Source organism: Virgibacillus sp. (assembly GCF_013393565.1).
Taxonomy (GTDB): domain Bacteria; phylum Bacillota; class Bacilli; order Bacillales; family Amphibacillaceae; genus Virgibacillus; species Virgibacillus dokdonensis.
This window is the reverse complement of sequence record NZ_JABXHF010000004.1, coordinates 12,636-34,677: the sequence shown is the minus strand read 5'-3', so window position 1 is coordinate 34,677 and position 22,042 is coordinate 12,636. Positions and strand designations below refer to the sequence as shown.

The 22,042-nt window shown below is 36.1% G+C and carries 19 protein-coding genes; 11 read left to right on the top strand and 8 right to left on the bottom strand.

Features of this window, described 5'->3' with window-relative positions; all coding sequences use genetic code 11:
* Positions 1-358: 358 nt before the first annotated feature.
* Together HLX49_RS01690 and HLX49_RS01685 are read right to left on the bottom strand one after the other, a co-directional pair.
* Positions 359-1,942: a Vga family ABC-F type ribosomal protection protein gene (locus HLX49_RS01690; protein WP_101932757.1), complete on the bottom strand. Its 1,584-nt coding sequence runs from the start codon at positions 1,940-1,942 to the stop codon at positions 359-361.
* A 758-nt stretch (positions 1,943-2,700) separates the two neighbouring features.
* Complete coding sequence (locus HLX49_RS01685) at positions 2,701-3,051, bottom strand: DUF4181 domain-containing protein (protein WP_296360656.1); 351 nt, start codon at positions 3,049-3,051, stop codon at positions 2,701-2,703.
* 338 nt (positions 3,052-3,389) lie between these two features.
* Between HLX49_RS01685 and HLX49_RS01680 the strand changes: the two genes are divergently transcribed.
* Together HLX49_RS01680 and pfkB are read left to right on the top strand one after the other, a co-directional pair.
* Positions 3,390-4,139, top strand: coding sequence for a DeoR/GlpR family DNA-binding transcription regulator (locus tag HLX49_RS01680; RefSeq protein WP_296360645.1), 750 nt, complete (start codon positions 3,390-3,392; stop codon positions 4,137-4,139).
* Complete coding sequence (gene pfkB / locus HLX49_RS01675; protein WP_101932755.1) at positions 4,139-5,062, top strand: 1-phosphofructokinase; 924 nt, start codon at positions 4,139-4,141, stop codon at positions 5,060-5,062. The genes HLX49_RS01680 and pfkB overlap by 1 nt, the downstream gene beginning before the upstream one ends.
* Before the next feature lie 334 nt (positions 5,063-5,396).
* Here the strand turns inward: pfkB and HLX49_RS01670 are convergent, their stop codons facing one another.
* Both HLX49_RS01670 and HLX49_RS01665 read right to left on the bottom strand, forming a co-directional pair.
* On the bottom strand, positions 5,397-5,957 hold the full coding sequence (locus tag HLX49_RS01670) for a hypothetical protein (RefSeq protein ID WP_101932754.1): 561 nt from the start codon (positions 5,955-5,957) through the stop codon (positions 5,397-5,399).
* 969 nt (positions 5,958-6,926) lie between these two features.
* On the bottom strand, positions 6,927-8,069 hold the full coding sequence (locus HLX49_RS01665) for a conserved virulence factor C family protein (RefSeq protein ID WP_101932753.1): 1,143 nt from the start codon (positions 8,067-8,069) through the stop codon (positions 6,927-6,929).
* Positions 8,070-8,496: 427 nt separating this feature from the next.
* Here HLX49_RS01665 and HLX49_RS01660 point away from each other — a divergent pair, with 427 nt between their 5' ends.
* The gene (locus HLX49_RS01660) at positions 8,497-8,973 is read left to right on the top strand and encodes an acyl-CoA thioesterase (RefSeq protein ID WP_073009779.1); all 477 of its coding nucleotides are present in this window, start codon (positions 8,497-8,499) and stop codon (positions 8,971-8,973) included.
* Between the two features lie 319 nt (positions 8,974-9,292).
* Here HLX49_RS01660 and HLX49_RS01655 read toward each other — a convergent pair whose 3' ends face one another.
* Complete coding sequence (locus HLX49_RS01655; RefSeq protein ID WP_101932752.1) at positions 9,293-9,742, bottom strand: YaiI/YqxD family protein; 450 nt, start codon at positions 9,740-9,742, stop codon at positions 9,293-9,295.
* A gap of 600 nt (positions 9,743-10,342) precedes the next feature.
* Between HLX49_RS01655 and HLX49_RS01650 the strand changes: the two genes are divergently transcribed.
* Complete coding sequence (locus HLX49_RS01650; protein ID WP_077706272.1) at positions 10,343-10,846, top strand: GNAT family N-acetyltransferase; 504 nt, start codon at positions 10,343-10,345, stop codon at positions 10,844-10,846.
* 230 nt (positions 10,847-11,076) lie between these two features.
* Here the strand turns inward: HLX49_RS01650 and ebgA are convergent, their stop codons facing one another.
* Both ebgA and HLX49_RS01640 read right to left on the bottom strand, forming a co-directional pair.
* Complete coding sequence (gene ebgA, locus HLX49_RS01645; protein ID WP_077706271.1) at positions 11,077-14,109, bottom strand: beta-galactosidase subunit alpha; 3,033 nt, start codon at positions 14,107-14,109, stop codon at positions 11,077-11,079.
* Positions 14,106-15,563 carry an amino acid permease gene (locus tag HLX49_RS01640; protein ID WP_077706270.1) on the bottom strand — a complete coding sequence of 486 codons (1,458 nt, stop codon included), beginning with the start codon at positions 15,561-15,563 and terminating at the stop codon, positions 14,106-14,108. Before HLX49_RS01640 ends, ebgA begins: the two co-directional genes overlap by 4 nt.
* A gap of 183 nt (positions 15,564-15,746) precedes the next feature.
* Here HLX49_RS01640 and HLX49_RS01635 point away from each other — a divergent pair, with 183 nt between their 5' ends.
* Complete coding sequence (locus HLX49_RS01635; protein ID WP_296360644.1) at positions 15,747-16,592, top strand: AraC family transcriptional regulator; 846 nt, start codon at positions 15,747-15,749, stop codon at positions 16,590-16,592.
* 486 nt (positions 16,593-17,078) lie between these two features.
* Here HLX49_RS01635 and HLX49_RS01630 read toward each other — a convergent pair whose 3' ends face one another.
* A complete protein-coding gene (locus HLX49_RS01630; protein WP_101932749.1) occupies positions 17,079-17,705 on the bottom strand; it encodes a hypothetical protein in 627 nt (208 codons plus the stop codon).
* Positions 17,706-18,037: 332 nt separating this feature from the next.
* Here HLX49_RS01630 and HLX49_RS01625 point away from each other — a divergent pair, with 332 nt between their 5' ends.
* The 6 genes from HLX49_RS01625 (at position 18,038) to HLX49_RS01600 (ending at position 21,842) form a co-directional block, all read left to right on the top strand.
* A complete protein-coding gene (locus HLX49_RS01625) occupies positions 18,038-18,421 on the top strand; it encodes a GntR family transcriptional regulator (protein WP_077706267.1) in 384 nt (127 codons plus the stop codon).
* A complete protein-coding gene (locus HLX49_RS01620) occupies positions 18,421-19,311 on the top strand; it encodes an ATP-binding cassette domain-containing protein (RefSeq protein WP_077706266.1) in 891 nt (296 codons plus the stop codon). The genes HLX49_RS01625 and HLX49_RS01620 overlap by 1 nt, the downstream gene beginning before the upstream one ends.
* Entirely contained in the window at positions 19,295-20,032 is a 738-nt protein-coding gene (locus HLX49_RS01615) for a hypothetical protein (RefSeq protein WP_296360641.1), read from the top strand. Before HLX49_RS01620 ends, HLX49_RS01615 begins: the two co-directional genes overlap by 17 nt.
* Positions 20,032-20,718: a hypothetical protein gene (locus HLX49_RS01610; RefSeq protein WP_101932747.1), complete on the top strand. Its 687-nt coding sequence runs from the start codon at positions 20,032-20,034 to the stop codon at positions 20,716-20,718. The genes HLX49_RS01615 and HLX49_RS01610 overlap by 1 nt, the downstream gene beginning before the upstream one ends.
* 423 nt (positions 20,719-21,141) lie before the next feature.
* Positions 21,142-21,561 (top strand): YwqH-like family protein, encoded by a 420-nt coding sequence (locus HLX49_RS01605; RefSeq protein ID WP_077706263.1) that lies wholly within the window; start codon positions 21,142-21,144, stop codon positions 21,559-21,561.
* A complete protein-coding gene (locus HLX49_RS01600; protein WP_101932746.1) occupies positions 21,561-21,842 on the top strand; it encodes a DUF5344 family protein in 282 nt (93 codons plus the stop codon). Before HLX49_RS01605 ends, HLX49_RS01600 begins: the two co-directional genes overlap by 1 nt.
* The last annotated feature ends 200 nt before the right edge of the window (positions 21,843-22,042 follow it).

Genomic DNA, 22,042 nt, shown 5'->3' with positions numbered 1-22,042 from the left:
TCTCCTTATCTTACGAAATATATTAATTCATATATTCTTAATTAAATATAAAAGATTTGCCAACACGTGTCAAAGCATATCGATTATCGTTGTATGGTTCAGAAGACGTGCTAAATTCCTGATTAGAAATTTTAAACAGGTAAAGTGAGATGAAACATAATCGATGAAGGTTAAATGTTAAAATGATATTTAATTTTATGTCAATTTTTGTTGTGGAGCAAGTGAAAACATAAACGAAGAAAATTTTTTGACTAATACGATTCGTACAATATAATCAAAGCTTGTTGTGTAAATTTAGTTTATGTAAGAGAGATATTGCTTATTCAAGCAATATCTCCGTCCAGTGTTCCATAGCCAATTAACGTTTTTTCTTTGCTTCTAATTCATTTTTTCTCGCGACAAGTTCTTGAAATTCTTGCTCCAATTCGTCTGAAGGCTCTATGCTTAATTTTCCTAGTATCTCGGTCATTTTTGTTTCAATAACCATTCGTTCCTGCTCGCTTGCGTCTTCTTTTTGTTGTGAGGATGCTTGCTTATACGCTTCATAAGTGCCTGCGAAAATCTTTATGGTCTGATCTTCGAAAGCGAAGATTGTAGTTGCGACGGTCTGAATGAATCTTCGGTCATGGGAGACGAATATGACAGTGCCTTGATATTCTGCTAACAGCGATTCTAAAGCTTCCACAGCTTCAATATCAAGAAAATTAGTCGGTTCGTCAAGAATAATGGTGTTAATATTGCTTACAAATAATTTAGCAAAAGCAACCTTGACTCGTTCACCTCCACTAAGGACAGCTACTTGTTTATGGACATCATCGCGATAAAAATGAAGCCTTCCTAATACTGTACGGATTAAAGTCTCGTTTTGATGGGAGGTCTCACGTACATTTTGTAAAATAGATTTGTTCGTATCAAGTACATCTAAATTTTGACTAAAGTAACCGATTTTCATAGCTGGAGAATGGTGGACTTGCTCTGTTGGTAGGAGTAACTTTTTTATCAGTGTTGTTTTCCCACTTCCGTTAGCTCCAATGATCGCTACCTTATCGCCACCTTTTATTTGGAAGCTAACTTTATTCCATAATAAACGTTGATGTACTTCTCCTGTTACATCTTCAACTCGTAAAAGATTTCTCCCTAAGATTGTTTTTTCATTTGGCAACTCCATTTTAAGAGGGGGAACTTCCCGAGCTTTTTCTACTTTTTCTAGTTTTTCAATGCGTGTTTCTATTGCTTTAGCGTTTTTGCGTAATTTTTTTTGTTTATTGGCGAAATAAGGCTTTGCTCCTGTAATTTTCGCTTCTGAGTTGCTCGTTTGCTTTGGTTTTTTTGTTGCCCGCTGTGCCTTTTTTTCTTTTAAAGCGAGTGCTTCTTCTAGTTGTGATTTCTTTTTTATATAGGTATCATACGCTTGTTCTTGCTGTTGTATTTGTAATTCTTTTTGTTGTTGATAATCAGAATAGTTGCCTTTGTATGTTGTAAGAATGCCATCTTCTAGCTCCCAAATGTTCGTACATATGGCATCTAAAAATTCCCGATCATGAGAAACGATAATGAAGGCACCGGGCCAGTTTTGTAAGTTGGCTTCTAACGCTTCCATATGGGAGGTGTCTAAATTTGCTGTTGGCTCATCAGCAAGTAAAATGTCTGCTTTTCTTGCTAGTGCTTTGCTTATATATGCTTGCGTTATTTCACCGCCACTTTTTGTTTCTTTCGTTTCTTTTAATTGTGGTACTAAATCAATCGAACCGTACAGAGAAAGATTGCTCGTTTCAGCCGTCATTGTTTCTGCAAGTATTTTTAATAGCGTTGTCTTTCCACAACCGTTTTTACCAACTAAACCAATTCGATCTCCTCGATGCACACGTAATGCTTCTATGGATAGTAATTTACGATCTTTAATATAGTATGAAATCTTTTTTGCATCCAATAGTAAATGCATAGGATCGCCTCCTGTGTAGATAGGTTCATGTAAACCGAATAATTAGCGGAAACAGGAGGTTTTTTTGCACGATAGGAAAGTAGAGATGTTAGGGATTGTAGCATAAGCGAAATGATGGCGTTCTATCGTCATAAAGACTTATCGCTAGCCATGCTTTTCTAACATGCTATAAGGTTTCCACCGATCGAAAATGGTAGCTTCTCGTCTTGTTTATAGAATAAACCTACTTTCATAGCACAAAAAAAGCCTCCTGAACTTTTCAGAACAGAAGACGAATGTAAAGACAGTGATAAATAAACACAAGCCTGTATATGTAAGCTGGTAATATCTACATATAAAAAGCAATGTGAAAAATTTTATGCCAATTACAAAGCGTATCATCCTATTCTGAAAGGCTTGAAATGCATACAAATTGAACAGACTTCTGTTGAAAATGCTGCATGTTGAACAATTTTTCAGTAAATAGGATTAATACTTCATGTAATTGGGTCACCCTTTCCGTAATTTGTTGATTCCATTATATAGAATTTTTGCTATTTTGTCTAACTGAAATGGAAAGTTTATTCACTTTATTTATGTTATCTTAAACGCAGCAAGCCAGCACTTTTCATAAAAGTGCTGATGTAATAGTACTTATGCAAAGTATAAAGATTTTAGAGTTCATAGTTTAAGCAAAACGACGGCGTTCCTCCGTCTTAAGAATTGGGGATAAACCAATTTTTTCTAAAGAATGATAGCACAAGAAAACGGTAGCCTTCTTAAATTATATGATCCAGTATGCTGTAAACGACGGCACCAATAATGCATAATCCAATAGATGTAGCGCTAAGCAGGTATTGCAGGCTTCCCTTTATATGCTTCCATTCTATATAGGTGCGAAAAGCGAAAAGGATAGCCATACTTATAAAGATAAATACTCTAAATTCGTGATAATCGATGATGGTTATTGTAATGATGATCAGAATTAAAAAGTTAAGCGTTTTTTCACCGTATCGATGAATATTATTTACGTATTTCTCTTTTGATTCATCATCATCGTTTGCGTTCATGTTCAAGCTCCTAATTAGTCGTTTTTGGATAATAATATGAAGAATAAGTAAAGAAAACATAATGATGTAAATCATTTTTAGACACCCTTTTCCGGTTAATACCTATAAGTTGGCGTTAGTGATTTTCATTCAAGATATAAGTTGCTGTAAGACTTTTACTTCAAAATTGGAAGATGGGAGTTGGAGAAAAAGGGGTGAAAGAGTCCCTTCCTACTGGTTGAAGATTTCCTTTATACAGCAGCTAATTTCCATATATATGTAAATCAATTATAAGATAGAATGAGAAAGGATGGCAATAGAAAAAAGTGCATGCGTTTAAATGAATTTAAACGTTTTTGATTGAATTTGAATGAAATGTAGTATATGATAACAATGAATCCAAGCTTGGAGTGATAAACTTGTTAATGACAGATCGATACGCTAAAATAATGCAATTATTAGGGGAAAAGCAATCCATTAAAATACAAGATGCTATGGAAGTAACGAAAGCTTCTGAATCAACTATTCGTAGGGATTTAACAGATTTGGAATCACAAGGCAAATTAGTGCGAATTCATGGAGGGGCTACCTTACCTGAGCGTAAATTACAAGAATGTAGCGTAAAAGAAAAATCCACCAAAAACCTTCAAGAAAAAAACAAAATCGCGCAAGTTGCAGCATATCTTGTTCATGAAGGTGATTGCTTATTTCTTGACGCTGGAACAACAACATTGCAAATGATTCCATTTCTTAGAGAAAAAGATGTTGTCGTTGTAACAAATGGTCTTTCCCATGTCGAAGCTTTAATACAAAACGGTATCGTTACCTACCTTACGGGTGGATATATGAAAGAAAAAACAGGAGCGTTAGTAGGTGTACAAGCCGTTCAATCCATTCATCATTATCGTTTTGACAAATGCTTTTTAGGTGCTAACGGTTTTCACGTGAAGTTGGGCTATACGACACCTGACCCAGAAGAAGCAATGGTGAAAAAAACGGCCGCGAACCATGCCATACAAACTTATGTACTAGCAGACCATTCCAAAAAAAGTAAAGTAAGTTTTGCAAAAGTACTTGATTTGCAGGAGGCTACTTTAATAACGGAAGAACTGCCTCAAGATGAAATGGAACATTTTACAAATGAAACAACAGTAAAGGTGGCAGAGTAATGATATACACATGCACCATGGCTCCGTCCGTGGATTACACAACATATCTTGCATCATTTCAAGTAGGAGGGTTAAATCGAGCAAATGCAGTGAATTACTATCCTGGAGGAAAAGGGATTAATGTATCAAGAGTGTTACAGCAGTTTAATATCCCGTCCACAGCGCTTGGGTTTGTTGGTGGATTTACAGGAAAGTTTATTACACAAAAGTTGCAAGAAGAAGGCATTAAGACAGACTTTATTCAAACGAAGGAAACGACTAGAATAAATGTCAAAGTAAAGGCGGAGGAAGCGACAGAATTAAATGGACCAACGCCATTCATTTCTGAAAAACAGCAGCGTGAACTATTAAAAAAGATAAGTCAGTTTAATAAACATGATTGGCTTATCTTAGCGGGAAGCATACCAAGTACGATATCATCTGCATTTTTAGAAGAAATTGCTAAAACATGCAAACAATTAGGAGTTCGTCTTATAGTAGATACGTCTGGACAACCTTTGCGACAATTAATGACAACGACACCATATTTCGTAAAGCCAAATGAGCACGAATTAGGTGATTTATTTAACAAAAAGATAACCAGCGTAGATGAAGCTATCTATTTTGGCAAACAACTGGTGGAAAATGGGATACAGCACGTCATCGTATCTTTAGGTGCAAAAGGTGCAATTTATTTGACCGATGACTGTATCGCTGTAGCAGATCCTGTGCAAGGTGAAGTAATTAATACAGTTGGTGCAGGTGACTCTATGGTAGCGGCTTTTATCGAGCAAATGACAGCAGAAGCAAGTAAGGTCGATGCTTTCCGTTATGCAGTAGCAGCTGGGAGTGCGACAGCTTTTAGTAATGATTTATGTGACCGACAGCTAGTAGAGAAGTTAGCTCAAGATGTTTCCGTTCATATATATACAGACAGGAAGTGAAAGTATGAAAATCACCGAGTTATTAACAGAAGGGATAATTTCATTTGAAACCGGGAAGTGATTGATGAGTTAATTCATCAGTTGGTTCAAGTAGGGTATTTAACGGACAAAGACGTCTTTCGTGAACCAATCTTACAACGATGGAGTGGCTTTTTCAACCAACTTAATGTACGATATTCCTGCGCAGTCGCCCATCACCACGAAAATTGCTTAGTATTTTATCTAGGAAAAGGAAGGTTTTATTTTGAGAGGAATCCCTCACCGATTCTGATATCAAAAATAGAAGACGCATGGATGACTAGGTTAGAAAGGTAAGAAAAGGGGGGAGGAAAGGTCAGCAACTGGTTGATTCCATGCTTCTCAATTGAGGTTGATTATAGTAAGCATTTATTTTCCCTTGATAAACAAGATGGAAAATACCTGCATCCTCCAAGTCATGAGGAGTAACTAGGGGAGCTGGTTTATTAAACTTGACTACGTTGCTCTCTTGTAGGACTGTAGCTACGAATTGTGAGCAGAAAAAAGCATTTTTTCTATTAATCGGGCGTTTAAGAAGAAAACCAAATAAACCGATGAAATTGTATCGATAAGCATCTTTTTCTGCATATATGTTCTGAATATATTGGTTTATTAGCTGCCACTGTTCTTCTGTGATAGATATGGAATAAATAACGCCGTTTGCATGTTTAAATAAACCTTCATGTATATTTTCTTTTACAAAACCACCTATGAATGGATTTTTAGGAGCTTTTCTCCCAAAGCTGTAGACGTGCTCAAGTTTTTCATCAAAAGCTATAGAAGCATGATTGTAGGGTTTTTTTGTATACAATTTAATAAGTCTCGTAAGCCATGAATTTGTATCTGTAAGTAATAAGTAGATTTCTTTTTGTTGCACTATCATCTCTCCTATCTGTATGTATGCTTTTTCTGTGCTATCAGTAGTATTATTTTATACGAAAAAGATTGCGATTTGGATTCTAAAAATTTTATATTCATAGTCGTACTGTGAAAATTCCGTTCTTTTATAAGCGTTTTGTTTTAAAATAGCTTCATAACTACTAAGAATTTTATGTTTACAAGTTCCTTATAAGTTCATGCTAATTATAATCAATATGAAACTATTACGAAAGATGCTTGAGCTATATAATACTCTAAGCCTTCCGATGTATGGATTCAATGATCTAATGATGAGTACTGTTTATTATTTAATAGTTAACTATAGTTTATACCTTGCTACTAAATAATGCAAGGTAGTGATCTGGATTTCTTTTCTATGTGTACAGAAAAATGGTTCACACAAAAACGGTTCATTTACTACTAAAATTGCATACAACATTACATATATATGTAATAATTTGCTTAGGATTTTCGTCCAAAATGTTCATCTGGCACTAGGCATTCTGCTAATAAATAGAATATGTGATGATTCAATGTAACAAACTATCTTATGTTGTGATTTTACCTTTTAGGTGACTAACCTCGCTATCTTCAAGTTGGCGCTTATCAGATGTCGCGAATAGCTAATGGAATATTATGATTTAAAGTACTGAACAATGAAGCTTGTTGCAAAAAAGGTCAGAGTAGTTCCGTTTTTACTCCGACCGATGAACAAAAAGCTCTTTTACACAACAGGAAAACATAAAATTTTAAGGAAGTGAAGCTCCTCTAACTAGCGATAAAGCGTAGCTCGCATTTAGAAAGCCAACTCGTGCAAAATCACAAGTTAAACTAAATGGATTTTTTACACTACAGAAAAGTATAAAGATTCTAGGGTTTATAGTATAAGCAAAATTAGGCTTTCCGCCATAAGACTTGGCGGGCGAACCAAGTTTTTCTAACTATATAACTTTACGATAAGCTAACCCTACCTAGAATTTTTTTCTTTCACTGCTTTTGTCATCTGACTCCAAATGGATCCTTTTGCTTCTCCTCCATCTTTAATTCGTGCTAAAGCCATTTTTGCTTGCATGCGTACTTCAAATTCAGGGTCGTTCACTGCGTCTTCCAAAGCTTCTATAGCAGCTTCATCGCCTCGTTCATATAAAAACATTGCAGCACGCCAGCGAACTAATCTGCTTTTATCTTTTAGTGCCTCGATCATTGCTGGTATGGCTTCGGAAAAACCAAGATCAGATAGGCAATCACCTGCCGTTCGCCTTACGTTAACAGCCTTATCTTTTAGTGCTTTATATAAATATGGAAGCACTTCTTTATCTTCAATCATACCTAAATAGGCAGTAGCTAACCTGCGAACGGACGCTTTTTCATCCTCGATCGCTTTATTTAAAACAGGTAAGTCTGCTTTGGAGGGGTCCATGCGGTCTAGTGCAGCATAACGTTTTTTCCAATTGGGGTAATCTAACATCTCCATTGTTACTTTTTTATGGTAGGAAGAAATAAATGACGCATCATTTGTTTTTGCATATTGAATGAGATCATGTAGCCGTTTGTCATCATAGCTTGCAGTAATTTCTTCAACGACTTCTTCTCCCACAGCCTCTATCTCGCCATAACGGGGATTTTGCTCAATCCATTTGCGCTCTTCCAACATATTATTAGATGCCGTTGAGGCCTCCATTACGGCGTTCATAAATCGCTCTGGTAACCCAAAACGCTTTTCTGTGTTTCCATCTGTTACTTTTACTTGCATGGGGATGTAGCGGAATAATTGCAAATATACTTGAACTTCCCCAAAAGCTTCATCTGTATCTAGGAAACTTGTAGGTGTAATATCATCATTATCTTCTGCAGAGCCTAGAACTTCGCTTACTTTGGGTAAGATGTCTTCCCAAGCTACACGCGGATTTCGTTCTAAAGCGATAAAGTCGACCACCCTATAAATACCTTTTACTCCGTTAATTTGAAATAATTGCTGTATATAGGCAGGTGCATCCTGTAAGTCATCCTGAAGCGTGTAATTGAACGTTTCTCCATCTTGTAATTGTTCATTCACATTAATTTTCATGGAATATGGACTAGGGGTCGGTTCGATCGATGTGATTTGCATGTTATAAACCTCCTCAAGTATGAAACTTTTTATGAAGTAAAAAATCTAAAGCGTGTAACCATATTTCTAAATAAATCTTAACAAAAAAGCAAATTATAATCTTGTGCAAGGGCTTCTTCATGGATTGTTTATTCAGTTGGTATTTCTCTTTTTCTATTGTGCTCCTTTCCCATTTAGATCTAAAATGATGCCGACTCTTGAACGGGGATTGTTCCAGAAGCTTAGATACTGGATAAAACTAGCGCTGCAATTATATGTTATACTAATAAAGTTGTGTCTTAGTCTGTCATTATGAAATGAATGATTTAAAAATAATTCATCACATGCTACTTAAGAAATGAGCTAAGATGATAGTTTGCCGAGCCGTTTATGTAAGCACAACAAGTTAATGCATAGGGAATAAGTTTCTTGTAAGGGGGAAAAACAGATGGAAAAACTACCAATGAGTGCCTCGAGAACGGTTCAAACAAGACTGGTTTTACCGCCAGATACGAATCATTTAAATACGATATTCGGTGGTAGAATCCTAGCTTATATTGATGAAATTGGTGCGTTATGTGCCATGCAGCATGCTAAAAGTACAGTAGTAACCGCATCGATTGATTCGGTAGACTTTTTATCACCAGCTAAAGCTGGAGATGCTTTAACGATTGAAGCTTTTGTTAGTTATACAGGAAGAAGTTCGATGGAAATTTACGTTAAAGTAACAGCGCGTGATTTAATTAATCAAAACGAACGGCTAACGACAGAGTCATTTCTCACGATGGTTGCAGTAAATGAGGAAGGTAAGCCAGTACCAGTGCCGCAAGTATATCCAGAAACGGAAGAAGAAAAGATTTTGTATGAGTCGGCACCATTTCGTAGAGAGAACCGAAAGCTAAGATATACGAGTCGAAATAAATAAGTAAAGAAAAAACTGTTGATTTCTTATGGATTGACAGTTTTTTCTTTACTTATTTATAGAAAATTGAAAGAGTCTTATGCAGCAATTCATTATCTTTATACAAATGGATTGCTCAATTAGGAGATTCTTACACCCGGGTTTTTTATATAAAGTACACGTAACTATTGCTGTAAGACTACCATCTTAAACACTGGAAAATCTATGTGAACACAAGTCTAAATGGAAAATAAAGCACCAAAATGCCTAATTTTCACTAGTTGGAAAAATGCTTCATGGCTTATAGGCAGAAAATAATAGTTTTGAACGGAAGACATCATGATTACCCGAGTTTTTCTATAAGTAAGGAACGAAAACGAGTTTCAAACAATTGCCGATTTTCCTCAGAAAAAGCTTTTGGCCCTTTCGTTCGCTTTCCGCTTTTCCTTGCCATCGCATTTAAATAACGTGTCTGTAAAAGCGAATCTATATTTTCGTTTGTGTATAGAAATCCTTTATGGTGCATCACATGGCATCCTTTAGCAAGTCCTAATGAAGCGAGTCCATAATCTTGTGTAACAATAATATCTCCACGACTGACTAGTTTGATAATACGATAATCCGCGGCATCAGCCCCTGAGTCTACATAGATGGTTTCCACCCCTTTTGGATTTGTTTTACTAGAATAATGGGAAAAACTTTGCACGAGTGTAACTGGGATGCGATATGCTTGAGCTAACTTCATAATAGACTCTTTAACTGGGCAAGCGTCGGCATCAACAAATATTTTCATGAAAACAACCTCTCATTTATTTATCTCGAATCATATGGCGGTAAATTATTCTTCAAAAAATAATCGTGTAAGAAAATAAAGAAGCAGATAACGGTATGTCAACTACAGTTTGTTTGGGATTTTTAGGTCATGCTCTTAGGTTACGAGCAATTCAAAGGCATATAATCTCCCATGTATGGAATGGAAGATGTGCGATAGGAAAACATAAATTGGTCAGCGGTTTCCCTAGCCGAGTTTTCTTCACATGCATTGCCGTGAGCATAATTCGAACAGAAGAAAAAGTCAAGTAGCGTGAATAAATAGTAAAGTTAGATGGATATAAAAATGAAAATGCAAAACCTTTGAAATACCTCACAAAGTTAGGAATATAACACTGTATCCATAAAAATGAGCAAAGTCAAAAAATGTATATCTTTTTATAGAGATATCGTTTATAATTACGAACTAATATAACTGTTTTATATGAAACCACACTGTTGTATACCAATGAAAGAGTAACAAAAAAATTTAAAGCGATTACTATTTGTTTTTATGTACTGTGGGAACATATAAATTCTAGGATGATCCAGCGCAAATGAAATGTTGATGAGGAGGGAAGTCATGCAATTAGTTACACCGAGTTTAAAATGGGAGTCTGAACATCAGGCTTATTGCAAAGAGTGGGGGCCATCAAAAATGATCCCAAACAGTTTCAGTTTAGATGGGTATACAGATTACAGTGTTTATTTGAAAGCATTAAGGTTAAAGCAAAAAGGAAGTGAGCATTGGGTTCCTAACTCTAATTACTTCTTAGTTAACGGGGAACAAAAAATTGTAGCAATGGTTAGTATCCGACATGAGCTGAATGACTTCCTCTGGAGGGTAGGCGGACATATCGGTTACAGCGTGCGACCATCACAACGTAGAAAAGGGTATGGCGCGAGAATACTAGATGAAGCTTTAGCTAAATGTAAGCAATTGGAATTAGGAGATATTTTAGTTACATGTGCGGCAACGAATGTTGGCTCTGCAAAGGTGATTATGCATAATGGTGGCGTGGAAACTGAATCACATCGAGATGAAAACGGTTTGGAAACAAGACGATTTTGGATAAAGAATCGTTGAATTCCCTTTTTCAAAGCACTATAGCAAAGTTGATTCCGCATTAGCAAAATGATGGCTTACATCACAAAGGTTTGGATATGATGCACTGCGTAGAAAGTTTCGCAGCATGAATAAGCAAAACAATTAGCAATGGCTTTCTGTTAAAGCTAAGAAATAGACAAACCGCATGAAAGCTCTTCCCGTTTTGTTCTTGTGAGAGCTCATGCGGTTTATTTAAAAAAGTTGTACCTTTAGCTTTGGCATCTTCCCCAATCTACAAGACTTCGCGTAGTTAAATCTTTCAGAGTAAGTGAAAAATTAAATGAAAAATCATCAAATTTACAACGATATTTATCCAGTTGATCTTGCCCACAGGAATTACTTCCTAATCCGTTCTGTTGTTTATCCAAGTGAAGGATGAGATAATCGCGTTCCACTAAATCAATCGTATGCTTTGCTATTTCTAAGTCATGATCTTCATACTTGGAAACGCTAAAGTTTAGCGGATTTTCTGTTTGGACGAGTATGCCTTTATTCTGCTTTGCCAAGCCAATCCAATCACAATCCATATGGTTTCCATTTTCTTGAGGTTTTATATAATTGACAAATAAATCATCTACATGTGCATGGAATACGCCATGGTAAGCGGATTGGCAGGAATCAACGTAGTTCTCGTGTGGGCCTAATCCGCGCCAAGATACGGTGTCGTATTGTTGATGAATATGCAACTTTACTCCAATTCTTGGCAACATTGGTGGTGCGTTTTCTTTGCGTCCAGAAGCAATGCCAGCAATAGAGACTTGTAATTTCCCATCTGGCGTGATGGTATAGCAATAGGTTAAGTCATAGTACCAGGAGCTGTTCGTTGTCCCGTAAAAAGCTTGGACCATCCAAATGAAGTGGTTATCTTTGATTTCATATTCTACGTTTCGAACGATGTGATGGTCTAAGTGCATAAAGTATTTGTGTCGATAATCCTCTAATATATACATATCATTATCAATCGGAGCACGCCACCATGTAAAAATGGGACCTTTCTCAAGGACTTTTTCTCCATGGATAGATGCATGAAGCAAGTTTCCCCGTACGCGATCAAAGATGTATGTGAAATGATCACCAGATACTATTACGGTAGTTCCTTCTTTGTGTAATGATAGATCAGCGTTTACTGGAACAGGTATAACTTGATTCGGCTCTTTATGATAGATAAAAACAGATCTTGTAATTTCGAAATGTTGTGGAGCCCAATCTGCCTCTTGGTTTAATTGATAAATAAAGTGGACGGTATACTGGGCGCCAGGTTTATTGTTTGCATTTGGATAAGAAATCGTAATTAGTGCAGAGCTTCGTGCTGCTAGTTCTGGCAATGGAACTATTTTTTCTTCAATGAGCTTGTCATCCTCATAAAATTGACAAACCAATCTGTACGCGTGCAAGCTAGTAAAATCCAGACGATTCGTTAATTGATATAATCCAGCAGCAATATCGATAGGATCTGTTTGAACAGGCTCGATCACTTTTTTATATTCTATTAAACTTGTGGACGGCGTACGGTCTGGCATAAGTAGACCATCAATACAAAAATTTCCATTTGTCGGTTCATCGCCAAAATCACCACCGTAGCGATAATATACTTTTCCATCTTCTGTAACGGTTTGGATTCCATGATCAAACCATTCCCAAATAAACCCCCCTTGCAGATGATCGTGACGGTAAAAGAGATCTTGATATTCTTTTAAGTTTCCAGGACCATTTCCCATTGCATGGGCATATTCACATAATATATGTGGTTTTTGGGTTATTTGAATAACTTCATCCATCGTTAATTTACGGTCATGCTCTAGCCACGTGTACATCGTCGTGTATACATCACTTACTTCAGCTGCAAAATCACCCTCGTAATGTACTAAACGAGTAGTATCTGCCTTTTTCACATACTCCGCCATTTTTCGGAAGTTATAGCCGAATGCCGATTCATTACCTAAGGACCACATGATGATAGATGGATGGTTTTTATCTCGTAATAACGTCCGTTTCATCCGATTCACATACGCTTCTTCCCACTCTGGATTATCAGAAATCCATTTATAGTCACCAGTCAACTCAAAGCCGTGACATTCTACATCCGCTTCTGCGATAACATACATCCCGTATTGATTGCATAAGTCGTAAAAACAAGGTGAATTTGGGTAATGCGCTGTGCGCACAGCATTTATGTTATGTTGTTTCATAAGCATAATATCTTGCTCCATGCTCTCATACGTCGTTACACGCCCTTTATCTGGACTATAATCATGTCTGTTAACACCTTTTAATTTAATTGCCACACCATTTACAAGAAATTGTTTCCCTTGTAATTCAATTTGCCTAAAACCAACATCTTGCTCCACGATTTCGACTATTTGACCTTCGTGATAGATAGTCATGGTAAGCTTGTATAAATAGGGGTTTTCGGCTGACCACTTTACAGGTTGTTGCACGGTTTGCATAAAGCTCTTATTACCAGCTTGCTCGCTCGTAAAAATAACTTTTCCTTCTGCATTTTTTAATTCGTAGCGTATGCTCTGCTTTTGCATCTTATCAAACAGAGGATGTACAATGAATGTTGCGTCTTTATAATGATCGTCGAATCGTGTTTTTATGGTATAGTCGTAGAGACCTAATGTCGGTCTAGCAAACATTTCTACATCACGGAAAATACCACTTAACCACCACATATCCTGATCTTCTAAATACGTTCCATCAGACCATTGAAACACGCGAACGGTTAACGTATTTGTTCCCTTATTTAAAACTTCACTGACATCGAACTCACTTTGAATTCTCGCTCCTTTACTATAGCCGATAAATGCATCATTGACGTACACTTCAAATGCCGAATCAACGCCTTGAAAGCGTAGAATATATTGATAGCCTGAATGGATGTGATCAACTTCTACCGTTTTTCTATATATACCAGTAGGATTTTCTGTTGGTACAAACGGTGGTATAATTGGGAAATTATACCATAAATCAGAATAATGCATCTTGCCATAGCCTTGCATTTGCCAATTTCCCGGAACTTCAATCGTATCCCATGATGATATGTCGAAATCGGTTTTATAGAAGCCTTCTGGACTGTATTCTGGTGCATCTAGGAATAGAAACGCCCAATCGCCGTTTAAATTTTGCTTAAAATAAGGGTGACCATTTTCTGTTACACTTGTAAAATGCGCTCTTGCCTCTAATCTATGAATCCCATCATTTTTATAATCTTCCCATCTTTTTTTATCGAACGATTTCATTGCTTACCCATCCTCTCTTTTTTTTCATACCGCTTATAGCAGATTAATGCAAAGCCAATGAAGATGACAATTCCTAACAAGTTATAGACAAGGCTGAATAGTGGATTCATAGAACCTTCAGCAACCACCCCGGTTTTAAAGTACTCCATTAATGCAAAAGGGGATGGGAACGTAGAAACAAAGAAAGCGAATAAAAAGAAAACTAATAGCATAACCCCCATCACTATACCAGTAGTTCGCGTTCCAACTTTAAAGGTTCGAGGATGATTATCTTTTTTAACGCGAAACATGATATAGGCAATGAGCAAGAACAGGACTGGAATTAACGACGTTGCAGCTGTCATATTAATTAATGTTTTTAACAAAGAGTTGACAGAGCCGATGCCTAAAGCAGGTATGACTAATAATATGGTTACAACAATCGCTTGTAGTGTTAGTGCATTGGTAGGGTTTCCTTCATGATTTGTTTTGGCAACCCATTTTCCAAAGATGCCTTCTGGAATTTCGGAAAATAGAATTTTAACCGGTGCAGCAGTCCAAATGACGAGTGAACCGACAGCGCTTAATAGCATAATTAAACCGACGAATCTCGTAATACCATCTCCAATTCCAAAATGGCTACCTAAAATAGCAAAGGCTTCAAACAATGCATCCGAGTAGTTATCTTGAAGGGCATCAGCAGGCATGATTAAACCAACTGCTACAGATCCTAAAGCATACATGATCCCAATGGAAAAAGCAGCAATAATAATTGTTCGGATAAAGGTTTTGTTACCGCCTTTAATATCTTTTACATAGACACCAATTGCTTCTGCTCCCCCTACAGCTTGTAATATCCAGGCAAGGGTGGCAAAATAATTCCAATTCATTGAGGGAGCAACTGATTCACGATTAAATTCCTGTGCAGATGGCTCTCCTAAAATAAATACAACCGCTAAAGCAAAAACGATAAAGCCAATACCCATTAAAATACGGGCTACTCCTGATACATCTGTTACTTTTGAAATCCAAGAAACACCTTTAATAGACACAAATGTAGCTAACCAAAACAAGAAAATAGACAGTAAAGAAATGGCAACAGTAGCTCCAGTTCCGAATACGTTTTTTCCAGTAAAGGTATAGGACGCATAAATTAGAATTTGTGGCAGTAATGCGGTAAAGTAAAACAAGTTGACAAAAAAGTAAGACCATGATCCTAAGAATGCCCATTTTTCCCCTAATGATGTTCGAATCCAGCTATATACACCAGATTCGGATTCCGCATTTGCCGATGAAAACTCACCAATCATGAGAGCGAAAGGGATAAAGTAAAAAACAGTAGCAAAAAGAAATGTGAATACAGCAGATAAACCAATACTTGCAGTTGCATTAATGATGTTATTAAATGCAAACACTGCTGTGAACGCCATTAATAAAAACGAGGTAGCAGTTATCTTTTTTCTATTTTCTGTCACAATTTTTGCTCCTTTCTCTTTTGATGTTTGTGTGCAAAATGTACATGTACAAGGTGATTTGGTACGATGAAGATAAATAAATATGATTTGGTTACGCTTTCATCATACTGTTATTTGTCACGAAAGTTAATGATCTAATGTTGTTCGTTCTTGACATTATGTTGTATAGAGGAGGAGTTGTTTTTGTTTCATTCTATTGGTACTTTTGAAACGGATCAGCAGCCAAATAGTCATTTTTATGTATATGAATGTGGTTTTGAAGACGTACAGCCGCGGGAGCCTTATCAGTATCAGCCTATTGATTATTATTTAATCCATTATATTTTAGAAGGGGAAGGGCTATTTTTCATCAATGATGAAGTGTATCACTTGGGTGAAAAAGAAGGATTTGTCATTCCACCTAATACGAAGAATAATTATTATCCACTCGCAGGTAATCCCTGGAGTTATCGGTGGATTGGCTTTAAAGGGGAAGCGTGTGATGATTTATTTTATCAATGTGGCTTCTTAAAGAAAACGAAAAATGGGATGGAGAATTTCACATATCGATATGAGAACAAGCAGAAAATGGGTCAATTATTCGCTAGTGTGTTTAGTTATTCACAAAAAAGAAGGCCGTATGCTGCGATTGGAGAATCCTATCATATTATGAATCTTTTAATGGAGCAGCATGAAGAAGATTTACGGTGCAGTATCACACAAGGAGAGAAGTATGTAAAATGTGCCATTGAAGTGATAGAAAAAAATTATAATCAGCCAACGTTTTCTGTTCAAGAGCTCGCACAAATGCTACAAATTGAGCGGTCCTATTTGTATCGGTTGTTTAAGAAGTATCTAAATGTCAATCCCACACACTATATTGGACAATATCGTATAAATAAGTCGACAGAATTACTGAAAAAAAGTAGTTACAACATGGAGGAAATAGCTTTTTTAGTTGGTTTTAATACGCCTTCGCATTTTTCTAGACAGTTTTCTAAATGTAAGGGTGTGTCTCCATCAAAATACCGTTCTCAATTTATACTATAGGAATTTTAAATAATAGCGTTTTCTCTGCGAAAACTTTTCTACAAGTACGAACGAGATAAAGTGGAGCTATTTATCAATTGCTTTATATTTGCTGAGGATGTTATCATGCCTCAGCTTTTTCCTTTATCAAAAACAGGCGAGAAAATCCCCATCTTCAAGCAATGGGAAACGCTTAGCCGAATGAGTAAGTGGGGGATGAATCGCCTTCGGACAAGGGATGTATTTTGCCATCTCAATTGTCCGACTGTTCGACTGCCACTTGCAATAAATGAAAAATAGCTTGTGTACGAGTACCGAAACTCTTCTGTTCCGAGACAAGAAAGCATATTAGATGCTTTGCGATAACGAAAAACAGAACAGCTACGTCCGGCTCCAGCGTCCAGCAATTAGGCGACTTTTTGATAGACTTGAGTAGCAGCTTGTGTTTGTGGAGTGAATAAAAATATAAAAGCAGACATTAAAAAAATTAATGAAAAACCTTTTTCATCAATGGTTTTCCTCTCTTTTGTATTGATTCTTTTCAAATTCATTGTGCAATTCACCTGTTTCTCCGTTGAAAAGTAAATATTTCATTTTTTTCCTTGCTTTATCCCATCCAATAATTTTTATAAGAATGATGTTTTTTCTAGGATCTTTTGTAATTCCAAAATTATAACCTTTTGCAAATACGTCTCCCGGATATAAATTTGTTAGTGATTTCGCTTTTTTAAGTAATTCAGGTGTGTCATATTTGATTTCTGACAAGTTAGTAATGAAATATTCTTTTGGTCTAAGTTCTTCTCCTTCATTTGGAAAAGCTACATGTTCATTGATTTTCCCATCGTGTATGTTTACTAGATAAAAATCATTTGTGTTAGGTAGCCCAAACGTTATATTCCAATATCTACGTTTTCCATCCCCTCCAGTTTGTTTCTCATCGTTATCGATACTAATTGCATCGATTAACTTAGCTTGTTTGTTCCAAAGTACTGCATCTGAATAAGCTAATTCTATTGCCTGTTTAAGAGTTAATTTAAAATTCGATTTAGTATCTTGTAAATCTTTTTGATCTGTACAACCAGTAAGAAATAAATAAAAAATGATAAGTAAAAAAATATACAATTTGTTGTTCATAATACGATCCTCTAGTTTTTATTTGAATACTTTATTCTTTTTAAATGTAAATTTGACCTTTAAACTTTAAAAAAAATCGTTCGACAAAAAATATAAAGAGAAAAACTTGCATGATCATAAGTTTAAGAGCAAAGCAAGATCAAGAGATCACTTCTGAATTATTTAATTCTTTATAGCATTTTTCACAAAATGGACTATGACCTAGCAACATCTTTCCCTTTTGGTACTCCTCTCATGGTCTACATTTCCACCTTGCTAATTATGCCTATATATTATATACTACATTACAAGACTAATGCACTCATGCGCATGACGGAAAGGGGGTTGCAAATTTGCTGTTAGATACGAGTGGAATGAAACCGATTTATATTCAAATTGCCGAGTGGATAGAAGCGGAAATATTAAATGGAAACTTTCTGCCACATGATAAAGTGTATTCGCAATATACGCTTGCTGATATGTTTACCATTAATCCTGCAACGGCGGCAAAAGGATTAACGCTCTTGGCAGAAGAGGATATTTTATACAGTAAACGAGGCCTAGGGAAATTTGTAACCCCAGAAGCAAAAGAAATTATTATGGATAGACGGAAAAACCAAACATTAAAACAATTATTGGAAGATGTAGTGATCGAAGCAGAACAGTTAAAGGTGGATGAACAGGAGCTTATGCAGCTACTTCAAGAAACCATAGCGAAGCGGAAGGGGAGAAAATAATGGAAGCGATTGTCTGTGAAGGGTTGACAAAAAAGCAGAAACAATTGACTACGTTAAAAGAAGTGTCTTTTTCAATTGCTGAAAATACGATCGTAGGCGTTGTCGGTCGAAATGGGGCAGGAAAAACGACCTTGCTTAAAATTTTAGCTGGATTATGGAGGGCATCATCTGGAAATGTCCATGTGTTAGGAGAAAATCCATTTAATAGTTTATATGTATCAGCAAATACGATTTACATTAGCAATGAAATGGTATTGCCGAACTCCCTATCTTTATCCGCGTTACTAACAGAAGCAGGTCGTTTTTATCCGCGATGGGATGATGATTTGGCTAGACGGTTAGTTGAATACTTCGGGTTTCGGGACAATGACTTATATACACAGCTTTCAACAGGTAAAAGAAATACATTTAATGCAATTATTGGACTGTCTTCCCGCTGCCCGATCACAATATTTGATGAGCCAACTACAGGGATGGATCAGGCAGTGCGAAATGATTTTTACCGAGCTTTACTAAAAGATTATTTGCAAGTACCGCGTACGATTTTACTATCTAGTCATCATTTAGAAGAAGTAGAAGAGTTATTAGAATCTGTATTGCTACTGGATAGAGGGAAAAAGCAACTCTATCTCCCTATGGATGATGTAAAACATGAAGCTGTAGGTCTAACGGGGAGAACGGAGATGGTTTATACATATACACAAGCCAAAACGGTCTTTTATCGAGAAAGTATTGGTATGGATACAACGTATACGGTGATAAAAGCGAATCAAGTGGATATGGAAAAAGCAAAACAGCTCGGTATTCAAGTAACTCCTGTATCCGCAAGTGATTTTTGTGTTTACCTAACGCGTGCAGGAAAAGGAGCGATTGATGATGTCTTTCAATAATATTTCGCTGTCATCTATTGTTTGGAAGCAGTACCAATATAAACAAAAAAGCTATGTTGGTATGTATATGTCTTTAATGGTATTGCAGCTTATTGCAATACTAATTTCTATAGAAGGTACACTTTATACGGGGGAAACTACGGATGTTTTTACTTTAAACATGCATCAATATTCTGCAGATGTCGCCTTCTTTTTCACCGTTATATGGGGAGGGATCAGCGCTATATTGCTTACGACAAAGGGATATTGGATAGAAAATTTTATGTTTGTAACGAATCGTCTTAGCAATCATTTGGCAAATATTGCTTTGTTGACTACGGTAAGTATTGTGGGTGGGATAACGGCATTATTAACCAAATATGTCAATGTCGTTATTCATTATATATTGCGTGATGAACCGATTATACAATTAAGTACGTTAGAAAGTTCTGAGCTGATTGTTGGCGTTCTAACGATGATTTTTTACATATTATTAGCTAGTGCTATCGGATATGTATATGGAATTATTCTACAATGGAATCGTTTTATAGCAATTGTCATTCCAATTTTGCTCGTTGGTTTGAGCTTTGGAATCGGCTATATAGACTTATATGCAACAATGTATGATTTTTATCTTCAAGAAACCTCTTTCCTGTTATTTATAATAAAAATGCTAGTTACAATTTCTGTCTTATTTGGTTTAGCCATTGTTCTATCTAATAGGAAGGAGGAATTGAAGTAATGAGCGTTTTAGCGTATTTGCCTCTGTTCATTTTGCTTCTGTTTGTTGCAATTGTTTTTGGTGTTCTCAAACTCTCTAAACATCGTTTTCGTCATTACCATCAATATGTAAAGTTTATTTTTCTTGGATATGTCATCCTACTATTGATTGCTGCCGGGATCTCATTTTTTGTTCCATATAATGAAGTTGTAAAAAGGCAAGCGAAGAATTCGGATATCGTTTTGTACAATTATTTTGCAGGTGACCGTCATTGGCAAGATGTAGATTCCTCCTATCAACAAAAACAATGGGAGTTTTCTGTATCCTCTAATCAACCATTACATATAGTATCGCCTGATGGTTCCATGGATGTGTATGTGGAAAGAACAGGGGATTTGCAAAATAAAATTGACATCCGTTATTTTCAGTCTCCACACTTTATTAATGGTATCAATGTGATGCAATTTATAGAAGAAGATGTATTTCCAATCGTTACATTTAAAGACTCGCAACTGACGATATGGGAGCCTCAAAGCATAGAAAAAAACGTTTATACCATACAATCTGAGCTGCCATTTAAACAGTTTAGCGAAGAAAGAAACTTGTCAGATGGGGCGTTTCGTAATGGTGAAAGAATCTTGTTGATTCGTGCTAGTGAGGATATAGAAATAAAGGCGGATGGGAACATCACATATATGAATCAATGATAACAATCCGATATTAAATAAGTCTCCAAGGAAATGCTGTAATTGGAGTAGTATCACATTACAGTGTTTTAAGATATGGGGGCTTTTTGCTTGTATTTTTAGAAAAGTATAAAGTTTTGTAGTATAAGAAAAAAGACGGCGTTTTATCGTCATAAAGGCTTTTGCGATAGCCGTTGTTTATATTATATTATATTATATTAAAATTTACAGCAAACATGAAAGAAGTTAACATTGCAAGAGCATTGTCTTTAAAACATTGCATTTGTCCGTTGTTTTGCTACTTCCTACCTACTCGGGGAGAATATTTTTGTAAACAAATATAGGCAAAAGTTCCTCTTAAAACAAAGTTTTCAATACTATATAATAGAAGTAAGTGGATGAAAGACAACATATAGCTGGAAGACAGAAGTCCGAGGTGAGGAAATGGAATCATTGCATTGGATTAATGGACAAATTACCCGAACACAAAATTCACTATATATGCTTCATCTTCAATTAGATGAAAAAAGAAGGGACTTAGAACGACTTGTATTAGCACAAGCAAATTTACAGGAGAACCAGGAAGAACTCAAACAGTATAAGACATGGTGTACAAAGCCTGAGTTAACTGGAAATACATGGGCAGGTCATTTAGCAGATCAGTATGAGCAGTGGAAAGAACATACGCTGTTTAGAAGTTATATTAATTTATATGATTATCAATTAACCCAAACGTTGGAGCAATTAAATGATAAAATTAAAGAAACGAAACAATCCATCATTGATATCCGTATGGATTTGTCAACCCAAAGTGATATTTTAGATGATTTATATGGGAAACAACGAAGGGAGTTATTGAATTAATGAGTGACGAAATTAAGGTAGCCCATGCTCCAATTCAAAAAGCGATTTCAAATGTAGAAACAACGAGCAATCAATTGCATGCGAATATGATAAGTACGCAATTAGTCAACAATACACTGGGGATGGCAAGAAAATTAGAAGCAATGAATGACTTGCTAGAGGGGCTTATTTCGAAATACCAATCATTGTTATTAGAACACGGAGAAACAACAATGAAAGCGGTTAATTTATTTATGGAGTCGGAACAGGCTACTGCTTCATCCATGAATTTGATGAAATAAGTAGAAACAATTGTCACATAATTATTAGGGTGTTCATAAAAGTTTTACATAATAAAGAAATCATTGATTACATGGAATAATTGATTGTGAAAGCAAGTACATTATAAAGGCTCTCGCCACAAGCCAAGTTTTTCTAAAAAACTCGACACATACAATCGGGTAAAAGAGCTTTTCATTTCTTTATTGGCATGCCATAATAA

Bases quoted from the DNA above. Each gene is read 5' to 3' on its own strand.
- HLX49_RS01600 (WP_101932746.1), top strand. From the start codon at position 21,561: ATGAGTGACGAAATTAAGGTAGCCCATGCTCCAATTCAAAAAGCGATT.
- HLX49_RS01660 (WP_073009779.1), top strand. From the start codon at position 8,497: ATGGAAAAACTACCAATGAGTGCCTCGAGAACGGTTCAAACAAGACTG.
- HLX49_RS01685 (WP_296360656.1), bottom strand. From the start codon at position 3,051: ATGTTTTCTTTACTTATTCTTCATATTATTATCCAAAAACGACTAATT.
- HLX49_RS01655 (WP_101932752.1), bottom strand. From the start codon at position 9,742: ATGAAAATATTTGTTGATGCCGACGCTTGCCCAGTTAAAGAGTCTATT.
- pfkB (WP_101932755.1), top strand. From the start codon at position 4,139: ATGATATACACATGCACCATGGCTCCGTCCGTGGATTACACAACATAT.
- HLX49_RS01605 (WP_077706263.1), top strand. From the start codon at position 21,142: ATGGAATCATTGCATTGGATTAATGGACAAATTACCCGAACACAAAAT.
- HLX49_RS01620 (WP_077706266.1), top strand. From the start codon at position 18,421: ATGGAAGCGATTGTCTGTGAAGGGTTGACAAAAAAGCAGAAACAATTG.
- HLX49_RS01690 (WP_101932757.1), bottom strand. From the start codon at position 1,942: ATGCATTTACTATTGGATGCAAAAAAGATTTCATACTATATTAAAGAT.
- HLX49_RS01610 (WP_101932747.1), top strand. From the start codon at position 20,032: ATGAGCGTTTTAGCGTATTTGCCTCTGTTCATTTTGCTTCTGTTTGTT.
- ebgA (WP_077706271.1), bottom strand. From the start codon at position 14,109: ATGAAATCGTTCGATAAAAAAAGATGGGAAGATTATAAAAATGATGGG.
- HLX49_RS01630 (WP_101932749.1), bottom strand. From the start codon at position 17,705: ATGAACAACAAATTGTATATTTTTTTACTTATCATTTTTTATTTATTT.
- HLX49_RS01615 (WP_296360641.1), top strand. From the start codon at position 19,295: ATGATGTCTTTCAATAATATTTCGCTGTCATCTATTGTTTGGAAGCAG.
- HLX49_RS01665 (WP_101932753.1), bottom strand. From the start codon at position 8,069: ATGCAAATCACATCGATCGAACCGACCCCTAGTCCATATTCCATGAAA.
- HLX49_RS01650 (WP_077706272.1), top strand. From the start codon at position 10,343: ATGCAATTAGTTACACCGAGTTTAAAATGGGAGTCTGAACATCAGGCT.